The sequence below is a fragment of the Streptomyces sp. NPDC024687 genome, from assembly GCF_055559055.1.
The window spans coordinates 401,787-424,173 of the sequence record NZ_JBVHLJ010000003.1; the positions used below are offsets into that span (position 1 = coordinate 401,787).

Annotated in this window: 22 protein-coding genes; 8 read left to right on the forward strand and 14 right to left on the reverse strand. The window is 70.8% G+C overall.

Features of this window, described 5'->3' with window-relative positions:
- Positions 1 to 26: 26 nt before the first annotated feature.
- Genes ACZ39I_RS13710 through ACZ39I_RS13725 form a run of 4 tightly spaced genes read right to left on the reverse strand, consistent with a single transcriptional unit; the run spans position 27 to position 5,076 of the window.
- Positions 27 to 1,958 (reverse strand): glycosyltransferase family 2 protein, encoded by a 1,932-nt coding sequence (locus ACZ39I_RS13710; RefSeq protein WP_467244661.1) that lies wholly within the window; start codon positions 1,956 to 1,958, stop codon positions 27 to 29.
- 47 nt (positions 1,959 to 2,005) lie between these two features.
- On the reverse strand, positions 2,006 to 3,139 hold the full coding sequence (locus ACZ39I_RS13715) for an Mrp/NBP35 family ATP-binding protein (protein ID WP_467244662.1): 1,134 nt from the start codon (positions 3,137 to 3,139) through the stop codon (positions 2,006 to 2,008).
- 43 nt (positions 3,140 to 3,182) lie between these two features.
- Positions 3,183 to 3,809 (reverse strand): DUF1003 domain-containing protein, encoded by a 627-nt coding sequence (locus ACZ39I_RS13720; RefSeq protein ID WP_467244663.1) that lies wholly within the window; start codon positions 3,807 to 3,809, stop codon positions 3,183 to 3,185.
- A complete protein-coding gene (locus ACZ39I_RS13725) occupies positions 3,799 to 5,076 on the reverse strand; it encodes a magnesium transporter MgtE N-terminal domain-containing protein (protein WP_467244664.1) in 1,278 nt (425 codons plus the stop codon). The genes ACZ39I_RS13720 and ACZ39I_RS13725 overlap by 11 nt, the downstream gene beginning before the upstream one ends.
- A gap of 226 nt (positions 5,077 to 5,302) precedes the next feature.
- Here ACZ39I_RS13725 and ACZ39I_RS13730 point away from each other — a divergent pair, with 226 nt between their 5' ends.
- Positions 5,303 to 6,061 (forward strand): hypothetical protein, encoded by a 759-nt coding sequence (locus ACZ39I_RS13730; protein ID WP_467244665.1) that lies wholly within the window; start codon positions 5,303 to 5,305, stop codon positions 6,059 to 6,061.
- Between the two features lie 15 nt (positions 6,062 to 6,076).
- On the opposite strand, the gene ACZ39I_RS13735 is transcribed toward ACZ39I_RS13730, so the two are convergent.
- Both ACZ39I_RS13735 and ACZ39I_RS13740 read right to left on the reverse strand, forming a co-directional pair.
- Positions 6,077 to 6,586, reverse strand: a complete 510-nt coding sequence (locus tag ACZ39I_RS13735; protein WP_403660067.1) for a hypothetical protein — start codon at positions 6,584 to 6,586, stop codon at positions 6,077 to 6,079.
- A gap of 10 nt (positions 6,587 to 6,596) precedes the next feature.
- Positions 6,597 to 7,715: a magnesium and cobalt transport protein CorA gene (locus ACZ39I_RS13740; protein WP_467244666.1), complete on the reverse strand. Its 1,119-nt coding sequence runs from the start codon at positions 7,713 to 7,715 to the stop codon at positions 6,597 to 6,599.
- A 484-nt stretch (positions 7,716 to 8,199) separates the two neighbouring features.
- Here ACZ39I_RS13740 and ACZ39I_RS13745 point away from each other — a divergent pair, with 484 nt between their 5' ends.
- A complete protein-coding gene (locus ACZ39I_RS13745; RefSeq protein WP_352390313.1) occupies positions 8,200 to 8,784 on the forward strand; it encodes a suppressor of fused domain protein in 585 nt (194 codons plus the stop codon).
- A 41-nt stretch (positions 8,785 to 8,825) separates the two neighbouring features.
- On the opposite strand, the gene ACZ39I_RS13750 is transcribed toward ACZ39I_RS13745, so the two are convergent.
- Entirely contained in the window at positions 8,826 to 10,049 is a 1,224-nt protein-coding gene (locus tag ACZ39I_RS13750) for an MFS transporter (protein ID WP_451474900.1), read from the reverse strand.
- A 171-nt stretch (positions 10,050 to 10,220) separates the two neighbouring features.
- On the opposite strand from ACZ39I_RS13750, the gene ACZ39I_RS13755 reads away from it, so the two are divergent.
- From ACZ39I_RS13755 to ACZ39I_RS13765, 3 genes are all read left to right on the forward strand, one after another.
- Positions 10,221 to 10,862 carry a DUF6758 family protein gene (locus ACZ39I_RS13755; RefSeq protein WP_467244667.1) on the forward strand — a complete coding sequence of 214 codons (642 nt, stop codon included), beginning with the start codon at positions 10,221 to 10,223 and terminating at the stop codon, positions 10,860 to 10,862.
- Positions 10,863 to 10,964: 102 nt separating this feature from the next.
- Complete coding sequence (locus ACZ39I_RS13760) at positions 10,965 to 11,822, forward strand: PHP domain-containing protein (RefSeq protein ID WP_352390310.1); 858 nt, start codon at positions 10,965 to 10,967, stop codon at positions 11,820 to 11,822.
- A gap of 194 nt (positions 11,823 to 12,016) precedes the next feature.
- Positions 12,017 to 12,622: a MarC family protein gene (locus tag ACZ39I_RS13765; RefSeq protein ID WP_467244668.1), complete on the forward strand. Its 606-nt coding sequence runs from the start codon at positions 12,017 to 12,019 to the stop codon at positions 12,620 to 12,622.
- Positions 12,623 to 12,724: 102 nt separating this feature from the next.
- On the opposite strand, the gene ACZ39I_RS13770 is transcribed toward ACZ39I_RS13765, so the two are convergent.
- Positions 12,725 to 12,877: a hypothetical protein gene (locus tag ACZ39I_RS13770; protein WP_007384531.1), complete on the reverse strand. Its 153-nt coding sequence runs from the start codon at positions 12,875 to 12,877 to the stop codon at positions 12,725 to 12,727.
- A 194-nt stretch (positions 12,878 to 13,071) separates the two neighbouring features.
- Here ACZ39I_RS13770 and ACZ39I_RS13775 point away from each other — a divergent pair, with 194 nt between their 5' ends.
- A complete protein-coding gene (locus tag ACZ39I_RS13775; protein ID WP_451474898.1) occupies positions 13,072 to 13,965 on the forward strand; it encodes an NYN domain-containing protein in 894 nt (297 codons plus the stop codon).
- Positions 13,966 to 13,969: 4 nt separating this feature from the next.
- Here the strand turns inward: ACZ39I_RS13775 and ACZ39I_RS13780 are convergent, their stop codons facing one another.
- The gene (locus ACZ39I_RS13780) at positions 13,970 to 14,839 is read right to left on the reverse strand and encodes an alpha/beta fold hydrolase (protein ID WP_467244669.1); all 870 of its coding nucleotides are present in this window, start codon (positions 14,837 to 14,839) and stop codon (positions 13,970 to 13,972) included.
- 180 nt (positions 14,840 to 15,019) lie between these two features.
- Positions 15,020 to 17,620 carry a DEAD/DEAH box helicase gene (locus ACZ39I_RS13785; protein ID WP_467244670.1) on the reverse strand — a complete coding sequence of 867 codons (2,601 nt, stop codon included), beginning with the start codon at positions 17,618 to 17,620 and terminating at the stop codon, positions 15,020 to 15,022.
- A 486-nt stretch (positions 17,621 to 18,106) separates the two neighbouring features.
- Here ACZ39I_RS13785 and ACZ39I_RS13790 point away from each other — a divergent pair, with 486 nt between their 5' ends.
- Positions 18,107 to 18,874 carry a ferritin-like fold-containing protein gene (locus ACZ39I_RS13790; protein WP_352390305.1) on the forward strand — a complete coding sequence of 256 codons (768 nt, stop codon included), beginning with the start codon at positions 18,107 to 18,109 and terminating at the stop codon, positions 18,872 to 18,874.
- Positions 18,875 to 19,025: 151 nt separating this feature from the next.
- Here the strand turns inward: ACZ39I_RS13790 and ACZ39I_RS13795 are convergent, their stop codons facing one another.
- The 4 genes from ACZ39I_RS13795 to ACZ39I_RS13810 form a co-directional block, all read right to left on the reverse strand.
- Entirely contained in the window at positions 19,026 to 19,292 is a 267-nt protein-coding gene (locus ACZ39I_RS13795; protein ID WP_355743851.1) for a hypothetical protein, read from the reverse strand.
- A gap of 199 nt (positions 19,293 to 19,491) precedes the next feature.
- Positions 19,492 to 19,719 (reverse strand): DUF3107 domain-containing protein, encoded by a 228-nt coding sequence (locus tag ACZ39I_RS13800; RefSeq protein WP_467244671.1) that lies wholly within the window; start codon positions 19,717 to 19,719, stop codon positions 19,492 to 19,494.
- Between the two features lie 212 nt (positions 19,720 to 19,931).
- Positions 19,932 to 20,573, reverse strand: coding sequence for a TetR/AcrR family transcriptional regulator (locus tag ACZ39I_RS13805; protein ID WP_403660099.1), 642 nt, complete (start codon positions 20,571 to 20,573; stop codon positions 19,932 to 19,934).
- A gap of 235 nt (positions 20,574 to 20,808) precedes the next feature.
- Positions 20,809 to 21,060, reverse strand: a complete 252-nt coding sequence (locus tag ACZ39I_RS13810; RefSeq protein WP_467244672.1) for a hypothetical protein — start codon at positions 21,058 to 21,060, stop codon at positions 20,809 to 20,811.
- Positions 21,061 to 21,263: 203 nt separating this feature from the next.
- On the opposite strand from ACZ39I_RS13810, the gene ACZ39I_RS13815 reads away from it, so the two are divergent.
- Positions 21,264 to 22,385 (forward strand): alpha/beta fold hydrolase, encoded by a 1,122-nt coding sequence (locus ACZ39I_RS13815; protein ID WP_467244673.1) that lies wholly within the window; start codon positions 21,264 to 21,266, stop codon positions 22,383 to 22,385.
- Positions 22,386 to 22,387: the final 2 nt, after the last annotated feature.

Sequence of the window (22,387 nt, forward strand, 5' to 3'; positions counted from 1 at the left end):
GGTGCCCCACGATCGCCCTATCGGCCCTATCGGCCCAGTCGTCGCCGTACCCGCCGGATCTGGCGGTTGTCGGCGACCGCGTCGAGGAGCCGGCGTCCGGTGCCGGCCTCGTGGGCCGGGCCCTCGAGACGCAGCAGGGCGCCGTCGCGGACGACGGCGTACGCGACGGGGGCGTCGGTCTTCGGCAGGCTGACCGGGTGGCGTCCGGCCGGGAGCTTGAGCCGGGCGGGCAGCCGCAGTACGGCCGTCGTCCCGTCGTCACCGGGCACCAGCTCGGCGTCCACCGTCAGGGCGGACACGGTGACCTTGAGGCGAGCGGGGCCGCTGGAGGCCGCGGACGCCACGTACGGCAGCGGGAGCGACCGCTCCCCGCGCCCGGTGTTCGCCGCGGCGGCACCGGCCGTGTCGGAACCGAGTCTGCGCTGGCGCTGGTCCACGTCGAGGGCGAGCTGGCCGCTGCCCGTCCAGTACGGCAGCGAGAGCCGACCGCCGGTCAGCGCCGAGCCCGCGGCCGGGGTTCCCGGGGTGCTGTCGCCGGTGAGGCGGACCATTCGGTCGACACCCAGCAGCTGGACGTACGCCCACACGTCGTGCACCCCGCGCTCCAACGGCCGCCCGCCCGCGAGCCGTTCAGGGTCGAGCAGCAGCCGCCCGGACGCGACGAGCCGGGAGCGCCCCTCGCCGCAGGGCTCGAGCCGCACCTCCAGGTCGCCCTCCGGGTACCACCAGTCCTCGCGGTCACGGTCCTTGACGACCAGTTCGGCGTACGCCAGGCGGAACGGATCGCGGACCTCCCAGCCGTTCTCGGTCCCCGGCACCCCGGCGAGCAGCTCCGGGTCCAGCCACCGCTTCCCGTCCCGCTCGACGAGCACCAGCGGCTCGCCGTCGCCGCGCAGCAGGTCCAGCGTGACGTCGGCGACCAGCCGGCCGTCCTCCCACCGCAGTCCGGCGACAGCGCTGCGGGCCTTGACCTGACGGACGCGCTCGGCGAGGGCCACGGCTCCGTCGAAGTCACCGCGTTCGAGGAGTTCGGCACGGAGGCGGGACACGGTGGGCAGCCCTTCGCGCACGGCCGCGGGAAACTCGGTCAGGGCCAGTTCGCGGGCGGCGTCGAAGCGGGGGCGCTGGTCGGCCGGGTCCTCGCGGAGGATCTCGGGCTCGCGGGTGCGGGAGAGGATCTCGACGTGGTAGAGGCGGTGCAGGAGGCGGTTCTGCAGCGCGTCGATGTCGTCCGACGGGGGTGTGCCGTCCTTGATCTGGCGCACGATGGTGCGGCAGTTGGACCAGAAGCCGTGGCGTGGGTTGAAGCGGTGCTGGGTGTTGTTGCCGCCGTCGTCCCGCTTCATCCAGTAATAGCAGGGGTAGTCGGCGAGGACCGAGATCCGCTCGGCCTTCAGGTAGGCGGCGCTGACGAAGGCCAGGTCCTCCAGGATCCAGGGGCCCTCGGGGAACCGGAGACCGTGCTCCTCGAGGAAGGCACGCCGGAACATCTTGTGCGGCGACATGCTCTGCATGAGCTCGTCGTTCTCGATCGTGCAGGCGTCCACCGTGTGCCGGAACAGCCGCCGGGGCCGCACCATCGTGCTGGACATCTTGCCGAGGACCACGTCGGCGTCGTTCCGCTTGGCGTGCTCGTACAGCCGCTCCAGGGCCTCTGGCCCGAGCGTGTCGTCATGGTCGACGAACTGGATGTACTCGCCCTTGGCGTGCCGCATGCCGAGATTGCGCGGCGCGCCCGGCCAGCCGGAGTTCGGCCGGGTGTGCACCTGGACGTTGGTGTGCGCGCCGGCGATCTTCTCCAGCCGGGTCAGGGTGTCGTCCGTCGAGCCGTCGTCGACGTAGATGACCTCGTACTCGTCGACGGGCAGACTCTGCCCGAGCAGCGACGGCGCGCACTCGTCGACGTACTTCCCGGTGTTGTAGACGGGGACGACGACGCTGACTTTGACTCTCGGCATTCCACGGACCTTACCGGCCCCCTGGAATGCCTTCTGTCATGCCCGTCTCAGAACTTGTTCCTCGGCGTGATCCCCAGCGACAACCCCGAAAGCCCCCGCTGCCGCCCGCCCAGCTTCCCCGCGATCCCCCGCAGCGCCGCCCCCGCGGGAGACTCCGGGTCGGTCAGGACCACCGGCTTGCCCTCGTCGCCGCCTTCGCGCAGGCGGACGTCGATCGGGATGGAGCCGAGGACCGGGACCGTCGCTCCCGTCGTGCGGGTCAGGCCGTCCGCGACCGTCTGGCCGCCGCCCGTGCCGAAGACGTCCACCATCTCGCCGCAGTGCGGGCAGGGCAGGCCGGACATGTTCTCGACCACGCCGACGATCTTCTGGTGGGTCTGGACGGCGATGGAGCCCGCGCGCTCGGCGACCTCGGCGGCGGCCTGCTGCGGGGTCGTCACGACCAGGATCTCCGCGTTCGGGACCAGCTGGGCCACCGAGATCGCGATGTCGCCGGTGCCGGGCGGCAGGTCGAGGAGCAGTACGTCCAGGTCGCCCCAGTACACGTCCGCCAGGAACTGCTGGAGCGCACGGTGGAGCATGGGGCCACGCCACACCACCGGTGCGTTGCCCGGGGTGAACATGCCGATCGAGATGACCTTCACGCCGTGCGCCGACGGCGGCATGATCATGTTCTCGACCTGGGTCGGACGCCCGTCGGCGCCCAGCATGCGCGGCACCGAGTGGCCGTAGATGTCGGCGTCCACGACACCGACCTTCAAGCCGTCCGCCGCCATCGCCGCCGCCAGGTTCACCGTCACCGACGACTTGCCGACGCCGCCCTTGCCGGAGGCGACCGCGTAGACCCGCGTCAGGGAGCCGGGCTTGGCGAAGGGGACCTCGCGCTCGGTCTGGCCGCCGCGCAGCGCGGTGGCCAGCTCCTTGCGCTGCTCGTCGCTCATCACGTCGAGCGTGACGTCGACGCGCGTAACGCCCTCGACCGCCGCGACCGCGTCCGTCACGCGCTGCGTGATCGTCTCGCGCATGGGACAGCCGGAGACCGTCAGGTACACGGTGACCGCGACCGCCCCGTCCGCGCCGATCTCCACCGACTTCACCATCCCGAGCTCGGTGATGGGCCGGTTGATCTCGGGGTCGTTCACCGTCGCCAGTGCCTCGCGCACCGCGTCTTCGCTAGCCATACAGACGATGGTACGGCTCCGGACAGGCCCCTCAGTAAGTTCCTCAGCGGTCTTCTACGTCACGTCCCGACGGCCGTTCTGGCCGGTCTGTCGGGAATACGACGTGCCCGCGTCCGTCCTGCCGTGTCTCCAGCTCCTTCATCAGGTCCTGGAGCTCCGAGCGGATCCAGTCACGGGTCGCCACCTCCCCGAGGCCGATCCTGAGCGAGGCGATCTCGCGGGTCAGATACTCGGTGTCCGCGATCGACCGCTCGTTCTGCTTGCGGTCCTGTTCGAGGTTGACCCGGTCCCGGTCGTCCTGCCGGTTCTGCGCGAGCAGGATCAGCGGGGCGGCATAGGAGGCCTGGAGGGACAGCATCAGGGTGAGGAAGATGAACGGGTAGTTGTCGAAGCGCAGATCCTTGGGCGCGAAGATGTTCCACAGCACCCACGCGATGATGACGACCGTCATCCACACGATGAACCGGCCGGTGCCCAGGAAGCGGGCGATCCGCTCCGACAGCCGCCCGAACGCCTCCGGGTCCCACTCGGGCAGCAGCCGGCGGCGCGGCGGGCGGGGCTGGTCGAGGCGGGCGCGGGTGCGCCCGGTCGCCGTGGCGCCGACGGGCGTGCGCTCCCGGACACCGGAAGTGGCGCGCTCGCGGTTCGGGGTCTCGCGCTCAGGCGTCATCGTGGGCCACCCCCTCCGCGTCGAACTCCGTCTCCCGCCAGTCCTCCGGCAGCATGTGGTCCAGTACGTCGTCCACGGTCACCGCGCCGAGCAGCGAGCCCGAGTCGTCGACCACGGGCGCCGCGACCATGTCGTACGTCGCGAAGAACCCGGCGATGACCGGCAGCGTCGCGTCCGGGTCCAGGGCCTGCAGGTCGTCGTCGACCATGGAGCTGACGAGGGTGTACGGCGGGTCGCGCAGCAGCCGCTGGAAGTGGACCGTGCCGAGGTACTTGCCGGTCGGCGTCTCGTCGGGCGCTCGGCACACGTAGACCTGGGCGGCCAGGGCGGGGGAGAGGTCGGCGTTGCGGACGCGGGCGAGCGCGTCGGCGACGGTCGCGTCCGGCCGCAGGACGATCGGCTCCGTCGTCATCAGACCGCCGGCGGTGTGCTCCTCGTAGGCCATCAGGCGCCGCATGTCGGCCGCGTCGCCCGGCTGCATCAGGCTCAGCAGCCGCTCCTGCTCCTCCGTGGGGAGCTCGGAGAGCAGGTCGGCCGCGTCGTCGGGGTCCATGGCCTCCAGGACGTCGGCGGCCCGCTCCTCCTTCAGCTTGCCGAGGATCTCGATCTGGTCGTCCTCGGGGAGCTCTTCCAGTACGTCGGCCAGGCGGTCGTCGTCGAGAGCGGCGGCCACCTCGGCGCGCCGCTTGGCGGAGAGGTGGTGCAGGACGTTGGCGAGGTCGGCCGCGCGCAGCTGCTCGAAGGTGGCCAGGAGGCTCTCGGCGCCCTGTCCGTGCTCCTCCAGCGTGAAGCCGGTGACGGCGGACCACTCGACGGTCAACGCCTCGCCCTTGCGCCGGAACGCCCCGCCCTTGCCGCCCTTGCGGACGAAGACACGGTCGATCTCCCAGTCCCGGCGGGCCGGCAGCTGCTGCACCGACACATCGAGGACGGTGGCCTGTTCGCCGGACTCCACGAGCGTCACACGCCGGTCGAGCAGTTCGCCGAAGACCAGGCGCTCGGTGGGCCGTTGCTCGAAGCGGCGGACGTTGAGCACGCCGGTGGTGATGACCTGACCGGACTCGATGCTCGTCACCCGGGTCATGGCCAGGAAGATGCGGCGCCGGGTGGACAGTTCGACGACGAGACCGAGGACCCGGGGCGGCCGGCGCCCCACGCGCAGCACGACGACCAGATCGCGCACGCGGCCCACCTGGTCGCCGTTGGGATCGAAGACGGCGACACCGGCCAGGTGCGAGACGAAGATCCGGGGGGCTCCCGCTGCCATGGCTGTGCTTCCTTTGCGTACGAGGCCGCGTACGGGGGTGCGTACGGGGTGTTTCGTTCGTCGGTCGTTGTCCGGATTGCCCGCTCGGGAGGGCTTAAGGCTAGCCCGTACCGATCGGATCCGCCCTGGTGAGCGCTCCGGACGAGCTGGCTCCGCCCGGGGCCCCGGGCCCCGGTACGCTGCCGTACGCCGCTGAAGGACCCTCGTCGGAAAGGCAGCCCCACCTGTGACCGCGATTCCCCCGGGCCGTGCCCGCCGGACCGTTGTGGTGGGCGCGATGTGCGCCCTGGTCGTGACGGGAACGGGCCTGACGGGCTGCAGCGAGGATCCCGACTCGGGCACCAACGGGGTCGGCAAACTGCCCGCCGAGCAGATCCAGTCGAAGACGCGGGCGGCCGCCGAGTCCGCCGACGCGCTGCGCCTGTCGGGGAACGTGGTCACCAGCGGCCGTACATACCAGCTCGACATGCGCCTGAGTTCCGACGGCGGCTCCGGATCGGTCACCGCGGAGGGGAGCACCTTCCAGCTGCTGCGGATCGGCGAGGAGCTGTATCTGAAGGCCGACGCGGGCTTCTGGACCAAGGCCGACGACAAGGGCGACGACAAGGGTGAGGACACGGACGCGGCCGCCGGCAAGCTCGACGGCAAGTACGTGAAGGTGCCGTCGGGCGACCCGGCGTACAAGAAGTTCAGCGGTTTCACGGACAAGGACGTTCTCCTCGACGGACTTCTGACGCTGCACGGCAGCCTGGACACCGACGGCCACCACGAGCAGGCGGGTACCCGCACGATCCGCATCACGGGTGACAAGGGGGACGGCGGCACGCTGGACGTCTCCCTGGAGGGGCAGCCGTACCCCCTGCGACTGGCCCGGGCGGGCGGCGCGGGCACGCTGACCTTCTCGGCCTGGGGCAAGAAGTTCTCCCTGGCCGAACCGGGCAAGGACGAGACGGTCGACTACGGCAAGCAGCTGCCGGCGTCCTGACGCGGCTGCCGGGTCCTAGCGTTTGCGCCGTTTCATCAGCAGCCGCGGAAGCCCCGCGGGGATCGGCTCACGCGTGGTCGCCGTCGTCGGCAGCGGCGGTTCGGCCAGGTCGCCGTCGGGCAGCGCCGCCGTGACCCCGGTCGGTTCGAGCCGGAGCACCCGGCACTCGCGGGACCAACGGTCCGTCATGGCCTCGCCGTCGGGGGCGTTCAGCCGTTTCCCCTTGAGCTCGGCGACCGCCGCCTGCCACGCCTCGGACCCGGGCGCCAGCTCGACGACTGTCGCCGCCCAGGAGACCAGCCGGCCCCCCTTGTCCTTGCTGCGGACGGTCACCTCGGCGCCGCCCTGGTCGGCCAGTCCGGGCAGCGGCTGCTCCCCGGGCCCGTCGCCCACCAGGCACGCGGCACCCTCGTGCCACACGTGCCACAGGGCGCGGGCCGGGCCGCCGGGCCCCCTGACCCAGATGAGGCCGGACTTCTTCGTGGCCTCCTCGACGAGGGCCCGGTCGAGCAGCTCACGTGTCATGACGCCCACCCTAGAGCCAGCCGTTGCGCTTGAGGGTGCGGTGGATGCCGATGCAGATGACGCCGGTGATCGCCATGATCACCGGATAGCCGAGCTTCCAGTGGGTCTCCGGCATGTAGTCGAAGTTCATGCCGTAGACCCCGCACACCATCGTCGGTACGGCGATGATCGCGGCCCAGGACGTGATCTTGCGCATGTCCTCGTTCTGGGCGACGGACGCCTGCGCGAGGTTGGCCTGGAGGATGGAGTTGAGGAGCTCGTCGAAGCCGAGGACCTGCTCCTGGACCCGGGCGAGGTGGTCGGCGACGTCCCGGAAGTACTTCTGGATGTCGGGGTCCACCAGCCGCATCGGCCGCTCGCTGAGCAGCTGCATGGGCCGCAGCAGCGGGGCGACGGCCCGCTTGAACTCCAGTACCTCGCGCTTGAGCTGGTAGATCCGGGCCGAGTCGACACCGCGGGAGACCTTGTTACCGCGTCCCGGGGTGAACACCTCGGTCTCGACCTCGTCGATGTCGTCCTGCACCGCGTCGGCGACCGCGACATAGCCGTCGACGACATGGTCGGCGATCGCGTGCAGCACCGCCGAGGGGCCCTTGGCGAGCAGTTCGGGGTCGTCCTGGAGGCGGTGGCGCAGCGCCCTGAGCGAGCCCTGGCCGCCGTGCCGGACGGTGATGAAGAAGTCCCGGCCGGTGAAGCACATGACCTCGCCGGTCTCGACGATCTCGCTGTTGGCGGTGAGCTCGTCGTGCTCGACGTAGTGGATGGTCTTGAAGACGGTGAACAGGGAGTCGTCGTAGCGCTCCAGCTTGGGCCGCTGGTGGGCCTGGACGGCGTCCTCGACGGCCAGCGGGTGGAGCCCGAACTCCCCGGCGATACCGGAGAATTCGGCCTCGCTGGGCTCGTGCAGACCGATCCACACGAACCCGCCGTCACGGCGCACCTGGCGCATCGCCTCGTGCGGACTCAGCTGCTGGTCGGTCGCCACACGCCGGCCGTCGCGGTAGACGGCGCAGTCGACGACGGCCGAGGGAGTCGAGGGGTCGCGCGTCGCGTCGTACGCGCCGGTGTCCTTGCGCAGCGAGGGACGCGACGGACGCACGGCTGCACGCAGGTCACGGATCATCGACATGGCAGGCTCCTTCGTGACGGGCAACAAAGGGCCCCGGCGACGGGTGGAACTACCCGGAATGAGGACGTCCTGCTGTGGGTGTTTGGCACGTCCACAAAGCGGGGAGCACCGCACCATCGCGGTGGCGGACTTCGTTACTGATTCAGCTACTGCTGGCGATCAGGCAGATCAGGCAAAGCGAACGAAGTGCTCTTCCGCACGAAGACGCGAACGTGAGAGGCGGCGGTTGCCGAAAGTCACAGAGCTGCATCAGCGGCCGGAAGAACGAGTGGTACTACCAGGTCGACTTCGATCCATGACAGCCCCACCTCCTCCGGCCGGTCCCTCGTAAGGGACGATCCATTCCCGTAAGGGAGTCTCACAAGGCGTCGGGGCTCGATCGCGACGCTTCTGCGTGCTGCCCTGACGACCGGGCCAGAGTACCAGCAGGCCGAAGTGTCAAGGCGCTGCTTTGCCCGGTACTGACGAGTTCTATGCTCGCCGCATGGCAGATGTTCTTCCTCTGGTCGAGGCCCGGTTGCGCAGCGCGCTGGGCGAGCCGGACGCACGCGCGGCGGTCACCTTCCTCGGCACGGACCGCATCGAGGTGCTCCGCTTCACCGACGGGGACATCGTCCGTTACGCCACCCTCGGCATGTCCGCCCAGCCGATGGGCGACCCCACCGCGATGCTCGCCGACCCGGTCAAGGGCCCGCGCGCCGAGCTCGTCCTCTCCGTACGGGCAGGGCTCGCCGACACCGACAAGGTGCTCCGTCCGCTCGCCGTGCTCGCCGCGTCCCCGCAGGTCGAGGGCGTGGTCGTGGCGCCGGGCGCCTCGCTCGACGTGGGTGAACCCCTGTGGCCGGGCGCCCCGTTCACCTCGGTCCTGGTCGCCGAGCCGGGCGGCCTGGTCGAGGACCTGGAGCTCGACGAGCCCCTCGACCCGGTCCACTTCCTGCCGTTGCTCCCCATGACACCCAACGAGGCAGCCTGGAAGCGCGTGCACGGCGCGCAGGCCCTCCAGGAGCGCTGGCTGACGAACGGGACGGACCTTCGGGATCCCTCCCGCAAGTCCGTCCCGCTGGAGTGAGCCTCGCGTGAGCAAGGTCACCAAGTGGTGGCCGGAAGCCCTCAGTTGGCGAAGACGGCCACACTGTCCTCGGTCGCGTGCCTCGGCTCCAGCTCCTCCGCCTCGTGAGTGAGCGCCTTGCGTCGTACGACGACCACGAGCGCGCCCAGCACCGCGGTCACCGCGGCCACCACGAACGGGATGTGGATGTCGGTCCACTCCTCGATCTTCGGCGCGAAGTAGGGCGCCGCGGCCGCCGCGAACCAGCGCACGAAGTTGTAGCCCGCGCTCGCCACGGGCCGCGGAGCGTCCGACACGCCGAGCGCCAGCTCCGTGTAGACCGTGTTGTTCACGCCGATGAAGGCGCCGGACAGGATCGTGCAGACGATGGCCGCGGTGTGGTTGCCGTAGCCAAGGACGAGCACGTCCAGTGCGAGCAGCACGAGTGAGCCGCCGAGCACCTTCAGGGAGCCGAACCGCTCCTGGAGACGCGGCGCGGCGAACACCGAGAAGACGGCGAGCAGCACACCCCAGGCGAAGAACACGGCACCCGACTTGTACGGGGTCATGTCCAGCACGAACGGGGTGAAGGCCAGCACGGTGAAGAACGTGTAGTTGTAGAAGAAGGACGACACCGCGGCCGAGGCGAGCCCGCCGTGGCCGAGCGCCTTGATCGGGTCGAGCAGGGACGTCTTGCGGGCCGGCTTCGGCTGCTCCTTCAGGAACACCGTGACGCACAGGAAGCCGATCGCCATCAGGAAGGCCGTACCGAAGAAGGGGTAGCGCCAGCTGGCGTCGCCGAGCAGGGCGCCGAGGAGCGGGCCGCAGGCCATGCCGAGGCCGAGAGCGGACTCGTACAGCAGGATCGCCGCCGCGCTGCCGCCCGCCGCCGCGCCGACGATGACGGCGAGGGCCGTGGAGACGAACAGGGCGTTGCCCAGACCCCAGCCGGCCCGGAAGCCGACCAGTTCCTGGACCGAGCCCGAGGTGCCCGCGAGCCCCGCGAAGACCACGACGAGGGCGAGGCCGAGCAGCAGCGTCTTCTTGCCGCCGATGCGGCTGGAGACGAAGCCGGTGACCAGCATCGCGATCGCGGTGATCAGGAAGTACGAGGTGAACAGGAGGGAGACCTGACTCGCCGTGGCGTCCAGGCCCTGGGCGATCGACGGCAGGATCGGGTCCACGAGTCCGATGCCCATGAAGGCGACGACGGAGGCGCCCGCCGTCGCCCATACGGCCTTCGGCTGGCGCAGGATGCCGCCGGCTCCCGCATCGAAGGGGTCCATGGTCGTTCCTCCACTCCACTGAGATAGTTGGTAAATGCACATACTAAGTTAGCTCGGCTAAATAATGCAAGCTACATCTAGTTGTCCCTGGTAGTGCCCGCGTGAACCGGTTCCGTCCGGACGGGTGATCGTCCTTGACGTGGCGGAGCGAGGGTAGGACCGTGGGGCCCTATGAGGGGCGAACCCAGTTGCCCGAAGTGTGGTGGCCGGGTCAGGGCTCCCGGACTCTTCGCCGATTCCTGGCAGTGCGACGTGCACGGGACGGTGCATCCGCTGCAGCCCGTGATCCCGCCCAGTGTCGAGGCCCTCGAAGTCGTGGTGCATCGCACGCAGGTACCGGTGTGGATGCCGTGGCCGCTGCCGGTCGGCTGGCTGTTCACGGGCGTGGCCTGCGCGGGCGACGACCGCAGCGGCGGCCGCGCCACGGCGGTGGCGTGCACGGGACCCGGACCGCTCGGCGGTGTCGGCGAGCTGATCCTCGTGGCCGAGGAGCTCGGCGTCGGGCTCGGGGCGCGCTACGCGGGCATCGACGGACCGGATCCGGGGCCGTACATGAACGTGGAGAAACCGCCGCAGGCCAAGGTGCTCGCCGCCGGCCGGCCGACTCCGCTGTGGCATGTCTCCGGGGCGCCGGAGGACCGGGCGGTGTTCGCGGGCGAGGCGCTGGGGCTGTGGCTGTGGGCCGTGGTGTGGCCCGAGCAGTCCGGGTTGCTGATGTACGACGAGCTGGTCCTGACGGATCTGCGGGACGCCGGCGCCGAAGTGGAACTGGTGCCCTGCGGAGCGCTGTCCCCCCGGCTCCTGAAGCCCTGACTGTAGGGGGCTCACCCCCGCTGCGGGTGTGACAGAGGAGTCGGAAAATCCGGTTATCCTTGAGCGTCCTCTTCTGTTCCGTCAGCGTCTGGAGCCCGTGTCGTGCGTATCGACCTGCACTGCCACTCCACGGCGTCCGACGGGACCGACACGCCCGCCGAGCTGGTGCGCAACGCCGCCGCTGCCGGGCTGGACGTCGTCGCCCTCACCGATCACGACACGACCCGCGGGCACGGCGAGGCCATCGCCGCGCTGCCCGCGGGGCTGACCCTGGTCACCGGGGCCGAGTTGTCCTGCCGGATCGACGGGGTGTCCATGCACATGCTGGCCTACCTGTTCGATCCCGAGGAGCCGGAGCTGCTCGCCGAGCGGGAGCTGGTGCGCGACGACCGGGTGCCCCGGGCGCGCGCGATGGTGGCCAGGCTCCAGGAGCTGGGTGTGCCGGTCACCTGGGAGCAGGTGGCGCGGATCGCCGGGGACGGGTCCGTCGGACGGCCGCATGTCGCCACCGCTCTCGTCGAGGCGGGGGTCGTGGCGAGCGTGAACGACGCCTTCACGACCGACTGGCTGGCCGACGGCGGCCGTGCCCACGTGGCCAAGCACGAGAGCGACCCCTTCGAGGCGATCCGGCTGGTCAAGGGCGCCGGCGGCGTCACCGTGTTCGCCCACCCGGGCGCGAGCAAGCGCGGTCACACCGTCCCGGAGTCCGCGATCGCCGAGATGGCCGCCGCCGGCCTCGACGGCATCGAGGTCGACCACATGGACCACGACGAGGACACCCGCGTACGGCTGCGCGGGCTCGCCGCCGACCTGGGGCTGCTCGTCACCGGTTCCAGCGACTACCACGGCAGCCGCAAGACGGTCGCCCTCGGCGAGTACACGACGGACCCCGAGGTGTACGGGGAGATCACACGACGGGCGACGGGTGCGTTTCCCGTCCCCGGGACCGGCGGAATCTGAGGCCCGGCCCCGCCTTCCCGCATCACGCCTTCACGCATCACACCGCACCTCGCGTCATCAGGCCTGTGCCCGGCTCGGCTTCTCCGTGCCCGGCGCCGCAGGCCGTCATCAGCTCCGTGTCCCCGAACCCGGCGCCGTGGGCCGTCGCCCGTTCGCGGTTCCGTGTCCACCCCTTCTGTAAGGCCAGTTCCGTCATGTTCGACGTCGCCGTCTTCGGCTCGCTCTTCCTCACCCTGTTCGTCATCATGGATCCCCCCGGGATCACCCCGATCTTCCTCGCGCTGACCGCCGGCCGGCCCGGCAAGGTGCAGAAGCGGATGGCCTTCCAGGCCGTCTGTGTGGCCGGCGGTGTCATCGCCGTCTTCGGGCTCCTGGGCCACCAGATCCTGAACTACCTGCACGTCTCCGTGCCCGCGCTGATGATCGCGGGCGGGCTGCTGCTCCTGCTGATCGCGCTCGACCTGCTCACCGGCAAGACGGACGAGCCGAAGCAGACCAAGGACGTCAACGTGGCACTCGTCCCCCTGGGCATGCCGCTGCTCGCGGGCCCCGGTGCGATCGTCTCCGTCATCCTCGCCGTGCAGAAGGCCCACAGCGTGGCCACCCAGGTCTCGGTGTGGACGGCCATCCTCGCCATCCATGTCGTGCTGTGGGTGGTGATGCGGTACTCGCTGCTGATCATCCGGGTCATCAAGGACGGCGGTGTCGTGCTCGTGACCCGGCTCGCGGGCATGATGCTCTCCGCGATCGCCGTGCAGCAGATCATCAACGGGATCACCCAGGTCGTCCAGGGGGGCTGAACCCCTCGGGATGCTTGCGGTACGCGCAGAGCCCCCGCCCGGCGTCGATGCCGGGCGGGGGCTCTGAAGCTTCAGCGGTGATCCGCGTCTGTACTGTTCCGGTTATGAGGCCGAGGTGTCGGCCGGACGGATCCAGAGCCGCTGTCCTATCGCGGCGGCCTGCTGAACGATCCGGTTGACGGAGGCGGCGTCCACGACGGTGCTGTCCACGGGCGTGCCGTCGACGTCGTCGAGTCGCATGATTTCGAAGCGCATGGCTTCTCCCTTCGTCTGGTCATCCTCCTGCGGAGAATTACTGCGTACACAGGTAGTCAACGGGGTGTGTGTTACAAACATTCCCTACGCTAAAGAAATTTTTCGAACAGCTAACTACTGACCGGTAAGTGAGTCTTCGGAGACTCCTTGGGGCCGGTTGTGTTCGCAGCGTGACCGCCGGGACAATGGTGGCGATGAACGACGACCTGGCGCCGCTGAGCGCCCGCATCGACCGCACCAACGAGCTGCTCACGCGCATGCTCGCCGAGGTGGCGAAGACGCCCTCGACGCATGCGATCTTCGTCGACGCGGGATATCTCTACGCGGCCGCGGGACGACTCGTCGCCGGCACCGAGGACCGTCGCGCCTTCGAGGTCGACACCGAGGGTCTGATCGAGGCCCTCATCGACCGGGCCCGGACCATCTTCGCGGACAGCAGACTGCTGAGGGTCTACTGGTACGACGGCGCGAGACGCCGTATCCACACCGCGGAACAGCAGTCCATCGCCGAACTCCCGGACGTCAAGGTCCGGTTGGGCAACCTCAACGCCAACAACCAGCAGAAGGGCGTCGACTCGCTGATCCGCTCCGACCTGGAGTCCCTGGCCCGGCACCGCGCGATCAGCGACGCCGCGCTCCTGGGCGGGGACGAGGACCTGGTCTCGGCGGTGGAGGCGGCCCAGGGCTACGGCGCCCGTGTCCACCTGTGGGGCATCGAGGCACCGGAGGGCCGCAACCAGGCGGAACCGCTCCTGTGGGAGGTCGACAGCCAGCGCACCCTCGACCTCGACTTCTTCAAGCCGTACGTCTCCCGGCGGGCCGCCGGCCCCTACGAGGCGACGGCCACCCGCCCCACCCGTGATGCCGTCCGTTTCGTGGGCGCGCAGATCGCCGCGAAGTGGCTCGCGGAGCGGGGGCGGGCGGCACTGCAGGACCTCCTGCCCGGCCATCCCTATCTTCCGGGCTCGGTCGACCAGGACCTGCTGGTGGAGGCGGAGGGACTTCTCCAGTACTCCCTGCGGGGGCAGGCCGATCTGCGGCGGTCGCTGCGGGACGGGTTCTGGGAGCACGTGCAGGGGCAGTACTGACCGCTCAGTGGCCGACGGTGTCCCAGAAGTCGGCCAGGGCGTGGGCGGTGGGGAGGGGCTGGTCGGCGTTGGGGGAGTGGTCGGCTCCCGGGATCACCGTGCGGCGGGCGCGCAGTCGTACGGCCATGTCGTCGAGGAGAGGGACCGGCCAGGTGTCGTCCTGTGAGCCGGACAGGACGTGGAACGGCAGCGGGACGGCGGCGAGTTCGCCGACCAGATCCGGTTCCGTGCACAACTGACGCCCGGTGGACAGGAGTTGGGCCGGCTTGTTGCCGAGCCAGCGGCGGCGGAGCTGTGGGATGTCCCCGACGCCCTTGGCGGGGCCGCCGACATCCTCCGGCGGGCCCATGGCCAGGATCGAGTCCCACACCTCGGCCATCGTCATCACACCGAGCGCGTCCCGCAGCAGCTTCACCCGCTGCTGCTGGGAGTCGGAGATCTGGGCGGGGCCCGAGGAGACGAGGGTGAAGGAGAGGAAGGGGGAGTGGTCGAGCAGTACGGCGGCCCGCGCGATCTGACCGCCCAGGGAATGCCCGACCAGGTGCAGGGGAGTGTCGAGGGCGGCGGTCTGGGCGAGCACGTCCCGCGCCAACTCGACTCGCGCGTAAGCGGATTCGTCTCTCTCCGGCCCGTCCGACTCGAACTGCCCCCGCCCGTCCACGGCCACGACCCGGTACCCGCGTGCGGTGAGCGGTTCGTGGAGCAGCGTGAAGTCCTCCTTGCTGCCCGTGAACCCGGGCAGCAGCAGCGCGGTGCCCTTGGCGGCGACACCGGGAGCCACGGCCGAATCCACGACCGCGAACTCACCGCGAGCGGTGCGCAGGGGATGGACGCGGGCGCCGGGCGGCGGGGTGAAGACGGCTCGGGTGCTCACGGGGTGAGGGTATCCCGGGCGGGGGTGGGGGCCCGGCGGCGTGGGGGCTGAGAGGTGCCGGCAGGGGTGCCACGGGATGTCGTGCGGACGGTTGTGGGTTCGGCGCCGGCTGTCACGGTCGGTGCCAGGAACGCCGACGGCCCGGCCCCTGGTGAAGGGACCGGGCCGTCGGCGTCGGGATCAGCTGTCCGCGGGCTCCGCGGCGGCCGTCTTGCGGGTCCGGCGGCGCGGTGCGGCAGCCTTCGGCTCCTGGTCCGCCTGGGCCGGGATGTCGGCGCTCACCACGGGCTCGGCGGCCTTGCGGGTGGTACGCCGACGGGGCTTGGCCTCGGCCGCGTCCGTGACGACCTCGGCGGTGGCCGCGGTCTTACGGGTGCGGCGCGGCTTGACCTCCGCGGTCTCCGCCGTGTCGGCCGCGGTCTCTGCCGGGGCCGCTGTGGCCTTGCGGGTGCGGCGCGGCTTGGTGACCGTGCCTTCCGCGGTGTCCACGGCCGCCTCGGCCGCCTTTGCGGTGCTCGCCGTCTTCCGCGTACGCCGGGGCTTTGTCACCTCGGCCGCCTCGGCCGTCTCCGGGACCGTCTGGGCCGGGATCTCGGCGGTCACGGCCGGCTCGGCGGCCTTGCGGGTGCGGCGCGGCTTGGTGACCGTGCCCTCCGCGGTGTCCACGGCGGCTTCGGCGGCGGGAGCCGCGGCAGCTGCCTTGCGGGTGCGGCGGGGCTTGGCCTCGGCTGCCTCGGCCGTGTCCACCGCGGTCTCGGCAGGCGCCGTAGCCGCGGTCGCGGTCTTTCGGGTGCGGCGCGGCTTGGCCTCGGCGGCCTCGGCCGTGTCCGTGACGGCCTCGGCGGTGGCCGTGGTCTTGCGGGTGCGGCGCGGCTTGGTGACCGTGCCCTCCGCGGTGTCCACGGCGGCTTCGGCGGCAGGAGCCGCGGTGGCTGCCTTGCGAGTGCGGCGCGGCTTGGTCTCCGTGGCCTCGGCCGTGTCCACGGCGGCTTCGGCGAGAGCCGCCGCCACAGCCGTCTTGCGGGTACGGCGCGGCTTCGTGGCCGGGGCCTCCACCGCGGCGGTCTCGGCGACCGGAGCGGCCTCCGTGACCGGCGGGGTCTCCACGACCGTCTCCACCGAGGCCGGCGTCTCCGCGGACTTGCGGGTCCGGCGGCGGCGCGGCTTGGCCGGGGCCTCGGTGTCCAGGGACGGACCCTCCGCCGTGGTGACGGCGGACTCCGCGGCCTCGGACACGGCCGGCTCGGCCGTCACCGCTGCCGTGGTCGCCGTGGCCGGCGTCGAGTCGGACGCCGCACCTCGGGTACGGCGACGGCGGCGCGGGGTGCGGGTCGTGGTGGCGTCCTCGACCGCGGTGGTCTCCGACGGAGCGACCGCCTCCGGGGCGACCGCCTCGGCGGGGGCGCCGGCCTCCAGCGGAGTACCGCTGCGGGTACGACGGCGACGGTGCGGCGTACGGTCCCCGCGCTCGCGGTCCGCGTGCTCACGGTCGGCGGAGCGGGACTCGTCCCGGCCCCCTCGTCCGCGACCCCGGTCACGGTCACCGCGGTCACGGTCACGGTCACCGCGGCCGCGCGCACCGCGTCCGCCCGTCTCGCCCAGGTCCTCGAGCTCCTCCGCGTCGAGCCCCGCACGGGTGCGGTCGGCCCGCGGCAGGACACCCTTGGTGCCCGCGGGGATGTTCAGCTCCTCGTAGAAGTGCGGGGAGGTGGAGTACGTCTCCGGCGGGTCGTTGAACTTGAGCTCCAGCGCCTTGTTGATCAGATTCCAGCGCGGGATGTCGTCCCAGTCGACGAGGGTGATCGCGATGCCCTTGGCACCCGCGCGGCCGGTACGGCCGATGCGGTGCAGGTACGTCTTCTCCTCTTCGGGGCACTGGTAGTTGATGACGTGCGTGACGCCCTCGACGTCGATGCCGCGGGCGGCGACGTCGGTGCAGACGAGCACGTCCACCTTGCCGTTGCGGAAGGCGCGCAGCGCCTGCTCGCGGGCGCCCTGGCCGAGGTCGCCGTGGACCGCGCCGGCCGCGAAGCCGCGCTGCTTGAGCTGGTCGGCGAGGTCGGCCGCGGTGCGCTTGGTACGGCAGAAGACCATGACCAGTCCCCGGCCGTCGGCCTGCAGTATGCGCGCGACCATCTCGGGCTTGTCCATGTTGTGCGCGCGGTACACGTGCTGCTTGGTGTTCGCGACCGTCCTGCCCGCGTCGTCGGGCGAGGTCGCGTTGATGTGCGTGGGCTGCGACATGTAGCGCCGCGCGAGACTGATGACCGCGCCCGGCATGGTCGCCGAGAACAGCATGGTCTGGCGGCGGGCCGGCAGCAGGTTGATGATCTTCTCGACGTCGGGCAGGAAGCCCAGGTCGAGCATCTCGTCCGCCTCGTCGAGGACGAGCGCCTTGATGTGGCCGAGGTTGAGCTTCTTCTGGCCCGCGAGGTCCAGCAGGCGGCCCGGGGTGCCGATGACGACGTCGACACCCTTCTTGAGGGCCTCGACCTGCGGCTCGTAGGCACGGCCGCCGTAGATGGCGAGAACGCGGACGTTGCGTACCTTGCCCGCGGTCTGCAGGTCGTTGGTGACCTGCGTGCACAGCTCGCGCGTGGGGACGACGACGAGCGCCTGCGGGGCGTCGGTCAGGTCCTCGGGCTTGGCGCGGCCGGCCTCGACGTCGGCGGGGACGGTGACGCGCTCGAGGAGCGGGAGGCCGAAGCCCAGCGTCTTGCCGGTGCCGGTCTTGGCCTGGCCGATGACGTCGGAGCCGGAGAGGGCTACCGGGAGCGTCATCTCCTGGATGGGGAAGGGGTTGACGATGCCGACGGCTTCGAGGGCCTCGGCCGTCTCGGTCAGAATCCCGAGATCGCGGAAGGTCGTAGTCAGGGTGCTGCCTCTTCTGTGTGTGCGGTGCGAGGCGAGCGCGGGGGGTCGTCTACCGTGCTGGGGACGTCGGCTGCCTTACGGCGAAGCCGTAATGGCACGGGACCACTGCCGACGCTCTAGCGCTCGTACCGCTGAGGGTCCCCCTCCGAACTCCGTACGCACTGTGCCGTACGGGCGAGGAGGGCTTGTCGGGTCGGAGCCGATCGGGCCACCGACCGGGCATCCTCATACGTGCGGCCTGTCGAGGTACGGCACACTCACGAAGTGCCGTCGTACCAGCAGGCGCATTACCACCATACCCCGGAATCGTGCACATGTGATGGCCGATTTGGTCACGTAGTCGTCGTCACACTGATTGACCAGGGCCTTCCGTCGTCCGGAGAGCGGGCTATTGTGCGCTTCATGACGACCTCTGACAAGCCCGACAACGCCTCCGAGACCCCTGCCGAACCCCCCGTCGAGCACACCGGTGTCGCCGCCCAGGACTGGGCAAAGGCCTCCGCGGACCCGCAGTACCGAGCTGCGGTCGTCGACCTGCTCGGCGCGCTCGCGTACGGCGAGCTGGCGGCCTTCGAGCGGCTCGCGGAGGACGCGAAGCTGGCGCCGACGCTGGCCGACAAGGCGGAGCTGGCGAAGATGGCGTCGGCCGAGTTCCACCACTACGAGAAGCTGCGCGACCGGCTGACGGAGATCGGCGAGGAGCCGACGCTCGCGATGGAGCCGTTCGTCGCGGCGCTCGACGGCTTCCACCGGCAGACGGCGCCCTCGGACTGGCTGGAGGGGCTCGTCAAGGCCTACGTCGGCGACTCGATCGCCAGTGACTTCTACCGGGAGGTCGCCGCGCGGCTCGACACGAACTCGCGCGAGCTGGTGCTGGCCGTCCTCGACGACACCGGACACGCCGGGTTCGCCGTCGAGAAGGTGCGGGCGGCGATCGACGCGGAACCGCGGGTGGGCGGCCGACTCGCCCTGTGGGCACGGCGGTTGATGGGGGAGGCGCTGTCGCAGTCGCAGCGGGTCGTCGCGGACCGGGACGCGCTGTCGACGATGCTCGTCGGGGGCGTCGCGGACGGGTTCGACCTCGCCGAGGTGGGGCGGATGTTCTCCCGGATCACCGAGGCGCACACCAAGCGGATGGCCGCGCTCGGCCTGGCTGCGTAGCGCTCAGGAGGCTCTGGCCGTCTGGCGGCCCAGCGCTCAAGGGGCAAGGGGCTCTGGCCGGCTCGCGGCCACCGCTACGGGCTACGGCTGGGGCGGGGCTGCGGCTGCGCCCGGGTGGCGGAGCCGCCGATGCCCTACGGGCGCTTTCCGCTCAGGCCGTCGCCGAGCGGCGGAGTCTTCCCGACGGGCGCAGGAGCAGGGACAGCGAGGCGACCGAGACCACTGCCGCGCCCAGGAGGATCAGCAGGATGTTGCCCGGGTCCAGCGCGGTGTGGGTCACGAAGGCGCCGAAGAGGGCTCCCGCGGTGCCCGTGGCGAGGACCAGGGATCGGGTCGGCAGGCGGTGGGCGAGGCGATGCGCCGCCGCCCCTGCCAGTACGAGACCGAGCAGTGCGGAGCCGAGCGCTTCGATCAACATCATGGGGTCCCTCCCACACGGCCACACTGCGCATTACGGTCGTAGCCCGTCATACCCGTGACCTGCGGAATGCAATCCTCCTCCGGGTGCTGTTCATACTCCATACGGGGGCGCGAGAAATCCTGCCCACGGCACGAAGAGGGGCCCGGCGACTTGCGGTCGCCGGGCCCCTCTTCGTCTGTCTGCCTACAGCGTCTGCCTACAGCGCGCCGAAGCCCACCTTGCGCGGAGCCGCCTCGCCGAGCTCGACGTACGCGAGACGGTCGGCCGGGACGAGGAGCTTGCGGCCGTGCTCGTCCACCAGGCTCAGCAGCTGAGACTTGCCGGCCAGCGCCTCGGCCACCGCGCGCTCGACCTCCTCGGCGCTCTGACCGCTCTCCAGAACGATCTCGCGGGGCGCGTGCTGCACGCCGATCTTGACCTCCACGGCTATGTCCCTCCGACGGTCAGTGAAGTGCGCGACCTTCCGCGCCGTACCAGCACACATTAGCCCGGTGTGGGGATGTACACGCTCCGCCCAAGAACGCCAACAGCGAACACCGCGCGGGAACAAGCGAGCGCCGCACACGAAAGAACGACCCGCACGCGCGCGTGCGGGTCGTTCTTTCGTGTGTTCCCAGGCGTGTGTTCCCAGGGCCTCTAGTGGTGCTCCGTGCCGTGCAGCGGGAATCCGGCGATGCCCCGCCACGCCAGCGACGTCAGCAGCTGGACCGCCTGGTCGCGCGGGACGCTGCGGTCGCTGTGCAGCCAGGACCGGGCCACCACCTGGGCGAGCCCGCCGAGCCCCGACGCCAGCAGCATCGACTCCGCGCGCGAGAGGCCGGTGTCCTCGGCGATCACGTCACAGATCGCCTCGGCGCACTCGTTGGTGACCTTGTCGACGCGCTCGCGCACCGCGGGCTCGTTCGTCAGGTCCGACTCGAAGACCAGGCGGAAGGCACCGCCGTCGTCCTCGACGTACGCGAAATAGGCGTCCATGGTCGCCCGTACGCGCTGCTTGTTGTCGGTCGTCGACGCGAGCGCGGTGCGCACCGCCTGGATCAGGGACTCGCAGTGCTGGTCCAGCAGCGCGAGGTACAGGTCGAGCTTGCCCGGGAAGTGCTGGTAGAGCACCGGCTTGCTGACGCCGGCCCGCTCGGCGATGTCGTCCATCGCGGCCGCGTGGTAGCCCTGTGCCACGAAGACTTCCTGTGCGGCGCCCAGCAGCTGGTTCCGGCGGGCACGGCGCGGTAGGCGCGTCCCCCGCGGGCGTACCGCCTCTGTCTGCTCGATGGCTGTCACGCCGCCTCCCAATGTCGTCCACATGCGGTGTGCGCCGCGCCGCCATCGTACTTTTCGGTAACCCTGCTGTGCGCGGTGCGAACGCAGAATTTCACGGACCGGACGGTGACGAAAGCCGCACAAAGGTTTCAAATGGGCAGTTAGTGGGCAACGGTCGCCCCGTTCCTGCTCGGGAATGCCCTGATGAGTGCTTTGTCGGCCGCCCTGGGCCGTATGGATGTCACCGATCCCGAGGTCACCGGTAGTCGTCCTCGTCGAGCGAGACGACCCGGGCCTGTTCGGCGAGGTCGGCCTCGTTGGCCCGGTCCGGGTCGACGTCGGTCAGCGGGTCGTCGCGGTCGGGCGCGATGTCGGTGTGCTGCTCGGCCGCGTCGCCCTCGGGGGCCTCGACGCCGAGTTCGACGGCGTCGTCCTCCCGGAAGGCGTCGGGGTCCGTGATCGCCTCGGGGTCGGTGAAGGCCTCGGGGTCGGTGGGGTCGTAGGGCATGGTGGGCTCCCTTCCTAGAACGTCCCTGATGTACACAGGGGGCCACATGCGGGTGCCCTGCGTACGAGCCTAGGAGACACACGATCTGGATGCCATGCGGTGCGCGTGCAGTACGGCGCATGGCGGCACCCCGCCCATTCGCACATGTGGCCTGTGATGGCGAACACATGAACCAGTGCGTGATCGTCTCGTAACATTGCCACATGTCTTCGACCGAGCTGCCCTTCGTGCCGCCCGCCACCGTCCTTCCGAAAGTGGCACCCGTCAGGGTCGGTGAGGGCGAGCGGCTGAGGTCGGTGAGGCTGCCGGGGATCACTCTGACGGTGCGTTCGAGGCCGGCCGCGCGCGAGGGGCTGCCGCCCGCGCTGTACGTCCATGGCCTCGGCGGTTCCTCGCAGAACTGGTCGGCGCTGATGGAGCAACTGGAGGGTGACGTCGACGGCGAGGCCGTCGATCTGCCCGGCTTCGGTGACTCCCCGCCGCCGGACGACGGCAACTACTCGCTCACCGCTCACGCCCGCGCGGTGATCCGCCTCCTCGACGCCTCCGGTCGCGGGCCGGTCCACCTCTTCGGGAACTCCCTCGGCGGCGCGGTGTCCACGCGCGTCGCGGCGGTGCGGCCCGACCTGGTGCGCACCCTCACTCTCGTCTCGCCGGCCCTCCCGGAACTCCGCGTCCAGCGCACCGCCGTCCCCACGGGGCTGCTCGCGCTGCCCGGCGTGGCCGGTCTGTTCACCCGGTACAGCAAGGACTGGACGGCCGAGCAGCGCGTCCGCGGCGTCACGGCCCTGTGCTACGGCGACCCCGGGCGGGTCACTCCGGAGGGCTTCCAGCACGCGGTGGAGGAGATGGAACGGCGGCTGCAACTGCCGTACTTCTGGGACGCGATGGCGCGCTCCGCGCGCGGGCTGGTGAACGCGTACACGTTGGGCGGCCAGCACGCGCTGTGGCGCCAGGCCGAGCGCGTCCTCGCGCCCACACTGCTCGTCTACGGCGGTCGGGACCAGCTCGTCGGCTTCCGCATGGCCCAGAAGGCGGCCCGTGCCTTCCGTGACTCCCGCCTGCTGACCCTGCCGGAGGCGGGGCACGTGGCGATGATGGAGTACCCGGAGACGGTGGCGGGAGCGTTCCGGGAGTTCGCCGTGGAGAAGGGGGCCGCAGCGGCGAAGGGGGCCGATGGGGCTTTTTCTGGCGGTTCTGTGGGAGGCTCTGACCGGCGTGACAGGTCCGCGGGTGCTTCCGGTGAGGGAGCCCCGGGTGACAGGCCGGACGCCGCGACGGCTTCCGGCGACGGGGCCGACGACACCACAAGCGTGGGGAGCTGAGG

What these genes read in the sequence shown, in the direction of transcription:
- ACZ39I_RS13810 (WP_467244672.1), bottom strand. Translation starts at nt 21,060, where the DNA reads ATGCCCTACGACCCCACCGACCCCGAGGCCTTCACCGACCCCGAGGCG.
- ACZ39I_RS13745 (WP_352390313.1), top strand. Translation starts at nt 8,200, where the DNA reads ATGGCAGATGTTCTTCCTCTGGTCGAGGCCCGGTTGCGCAGCGCGCTG.
- ACZ39I_RS13755 (WP_467244667.1), top strand. Translation starts at nt 10,221, where the DNA reads ATGAGGGGCGAACCCAGTTGCCCGAAGTGTGGTGGCCGGGTCAGGGCT.
- ACZ39I_RS13785 (WP_467244670.1), bottom strand. Translation starts at nt 17,620, where the DNA reads ATGACGCTCCCGGTAGCCCTCTCCGGCTCCGACGTCATCGGCCAGGCC.
- ACZ39I_RS13735 (WP_403660067.1), bottom strand. Translation starts at nt 6,586, where the DNA reads ATGACACGTGAGCTGCTCGACCGGGCCCTCGTCGAGGAGGCCACGAAG.
- ACZ39I_RS13740 (WP_467244666.1), bottom strand. Translation starts at nt 7,715, where the DNA reads ATGTCGATGATCCGTGACCTGCGTGCAGCCGTGCGTCCGTCGCGTCCC.
- ACZ39I_RS13770 (WP_007384531.1), bottom strand. Translation starts at nt 12,877, where the DNA reads ATGCGCTTCGAAATCATGCGACTCGACGACGTCGACGGCACGCCCGTG.
- ACZ39I_RS13725 (WP_467244664.1), bottom strand. Translation starts at nt 5,076, where the DNA reads ATGGCAGCGGGAGCCCCCCGGATCTTCGTCTCGCACCTGGCCGGTGTC.
- ACZ39I_RS13775 (WP_451474898.1), top strand. Translation starts at nt 13,072, where the DNA reads ATGAACGACGACCTGGCGCCGCTGAGCGCCCGCATCGACCGCACCAAC.
- ACZ39I_RS13795 (WP_355743851.1), bottom strand. Translation starts at nt 19,292, where the DNA reads ATGTTGATCGAAGCGCTCGGCTCCGCACTGCTCGGTCTCGTACTGGCA.
- ACZ39I_RS13750 (WP_451474900.1), bottom strand. Translation starts at nt 10,049, where the DNA reads ATGGACCCCTTCGATGCGGGAGCCGGCGGCATCCTGCGCCAGCCGAAG.
- ACZ39I_RS13765 (WP_467244668.1), top strand. Translation starts at nt 12,017, where the DNA reads ATGTTCGACGTCGCCGTCTTCGGCTCGCTCTTCCTCACCCTGTTCGTC.
- ACZ39I_RS13710 (WP_467244661.1), bottom strand. Translation starts at nt 1,958, where the DNA reads ATGCCGAGAGTCAAAGTCAGCGTCGTCGTCCCCGTCTACAACACCGGG.
- ACZ39I_RS13815 (WP_467244673.1), top strand. Translation starts at nt 21,264, where the DNA reads ATGTCTTCGACCGAGCTGCCCTTCGTGCCGCCCGCCACCGTCCTTCCG.
- ACZ39I_RS13715 (WP_467244662.1), bottom strand. Translation starts at nt 3,139, where the DNA reads ATGGCTAGCGAAGACGCGGTGCGCGAGGCACTGGCGACGGTGAACGAC.
- ACZ39I_RS13720 (WP_467244663.1), bottom strand. Translation starts at nt 3,809, where the DNA reads ATGACGCCTGAGCGCGAGACCCCGAACCGCGAGCGCGCCACTTCCGGT.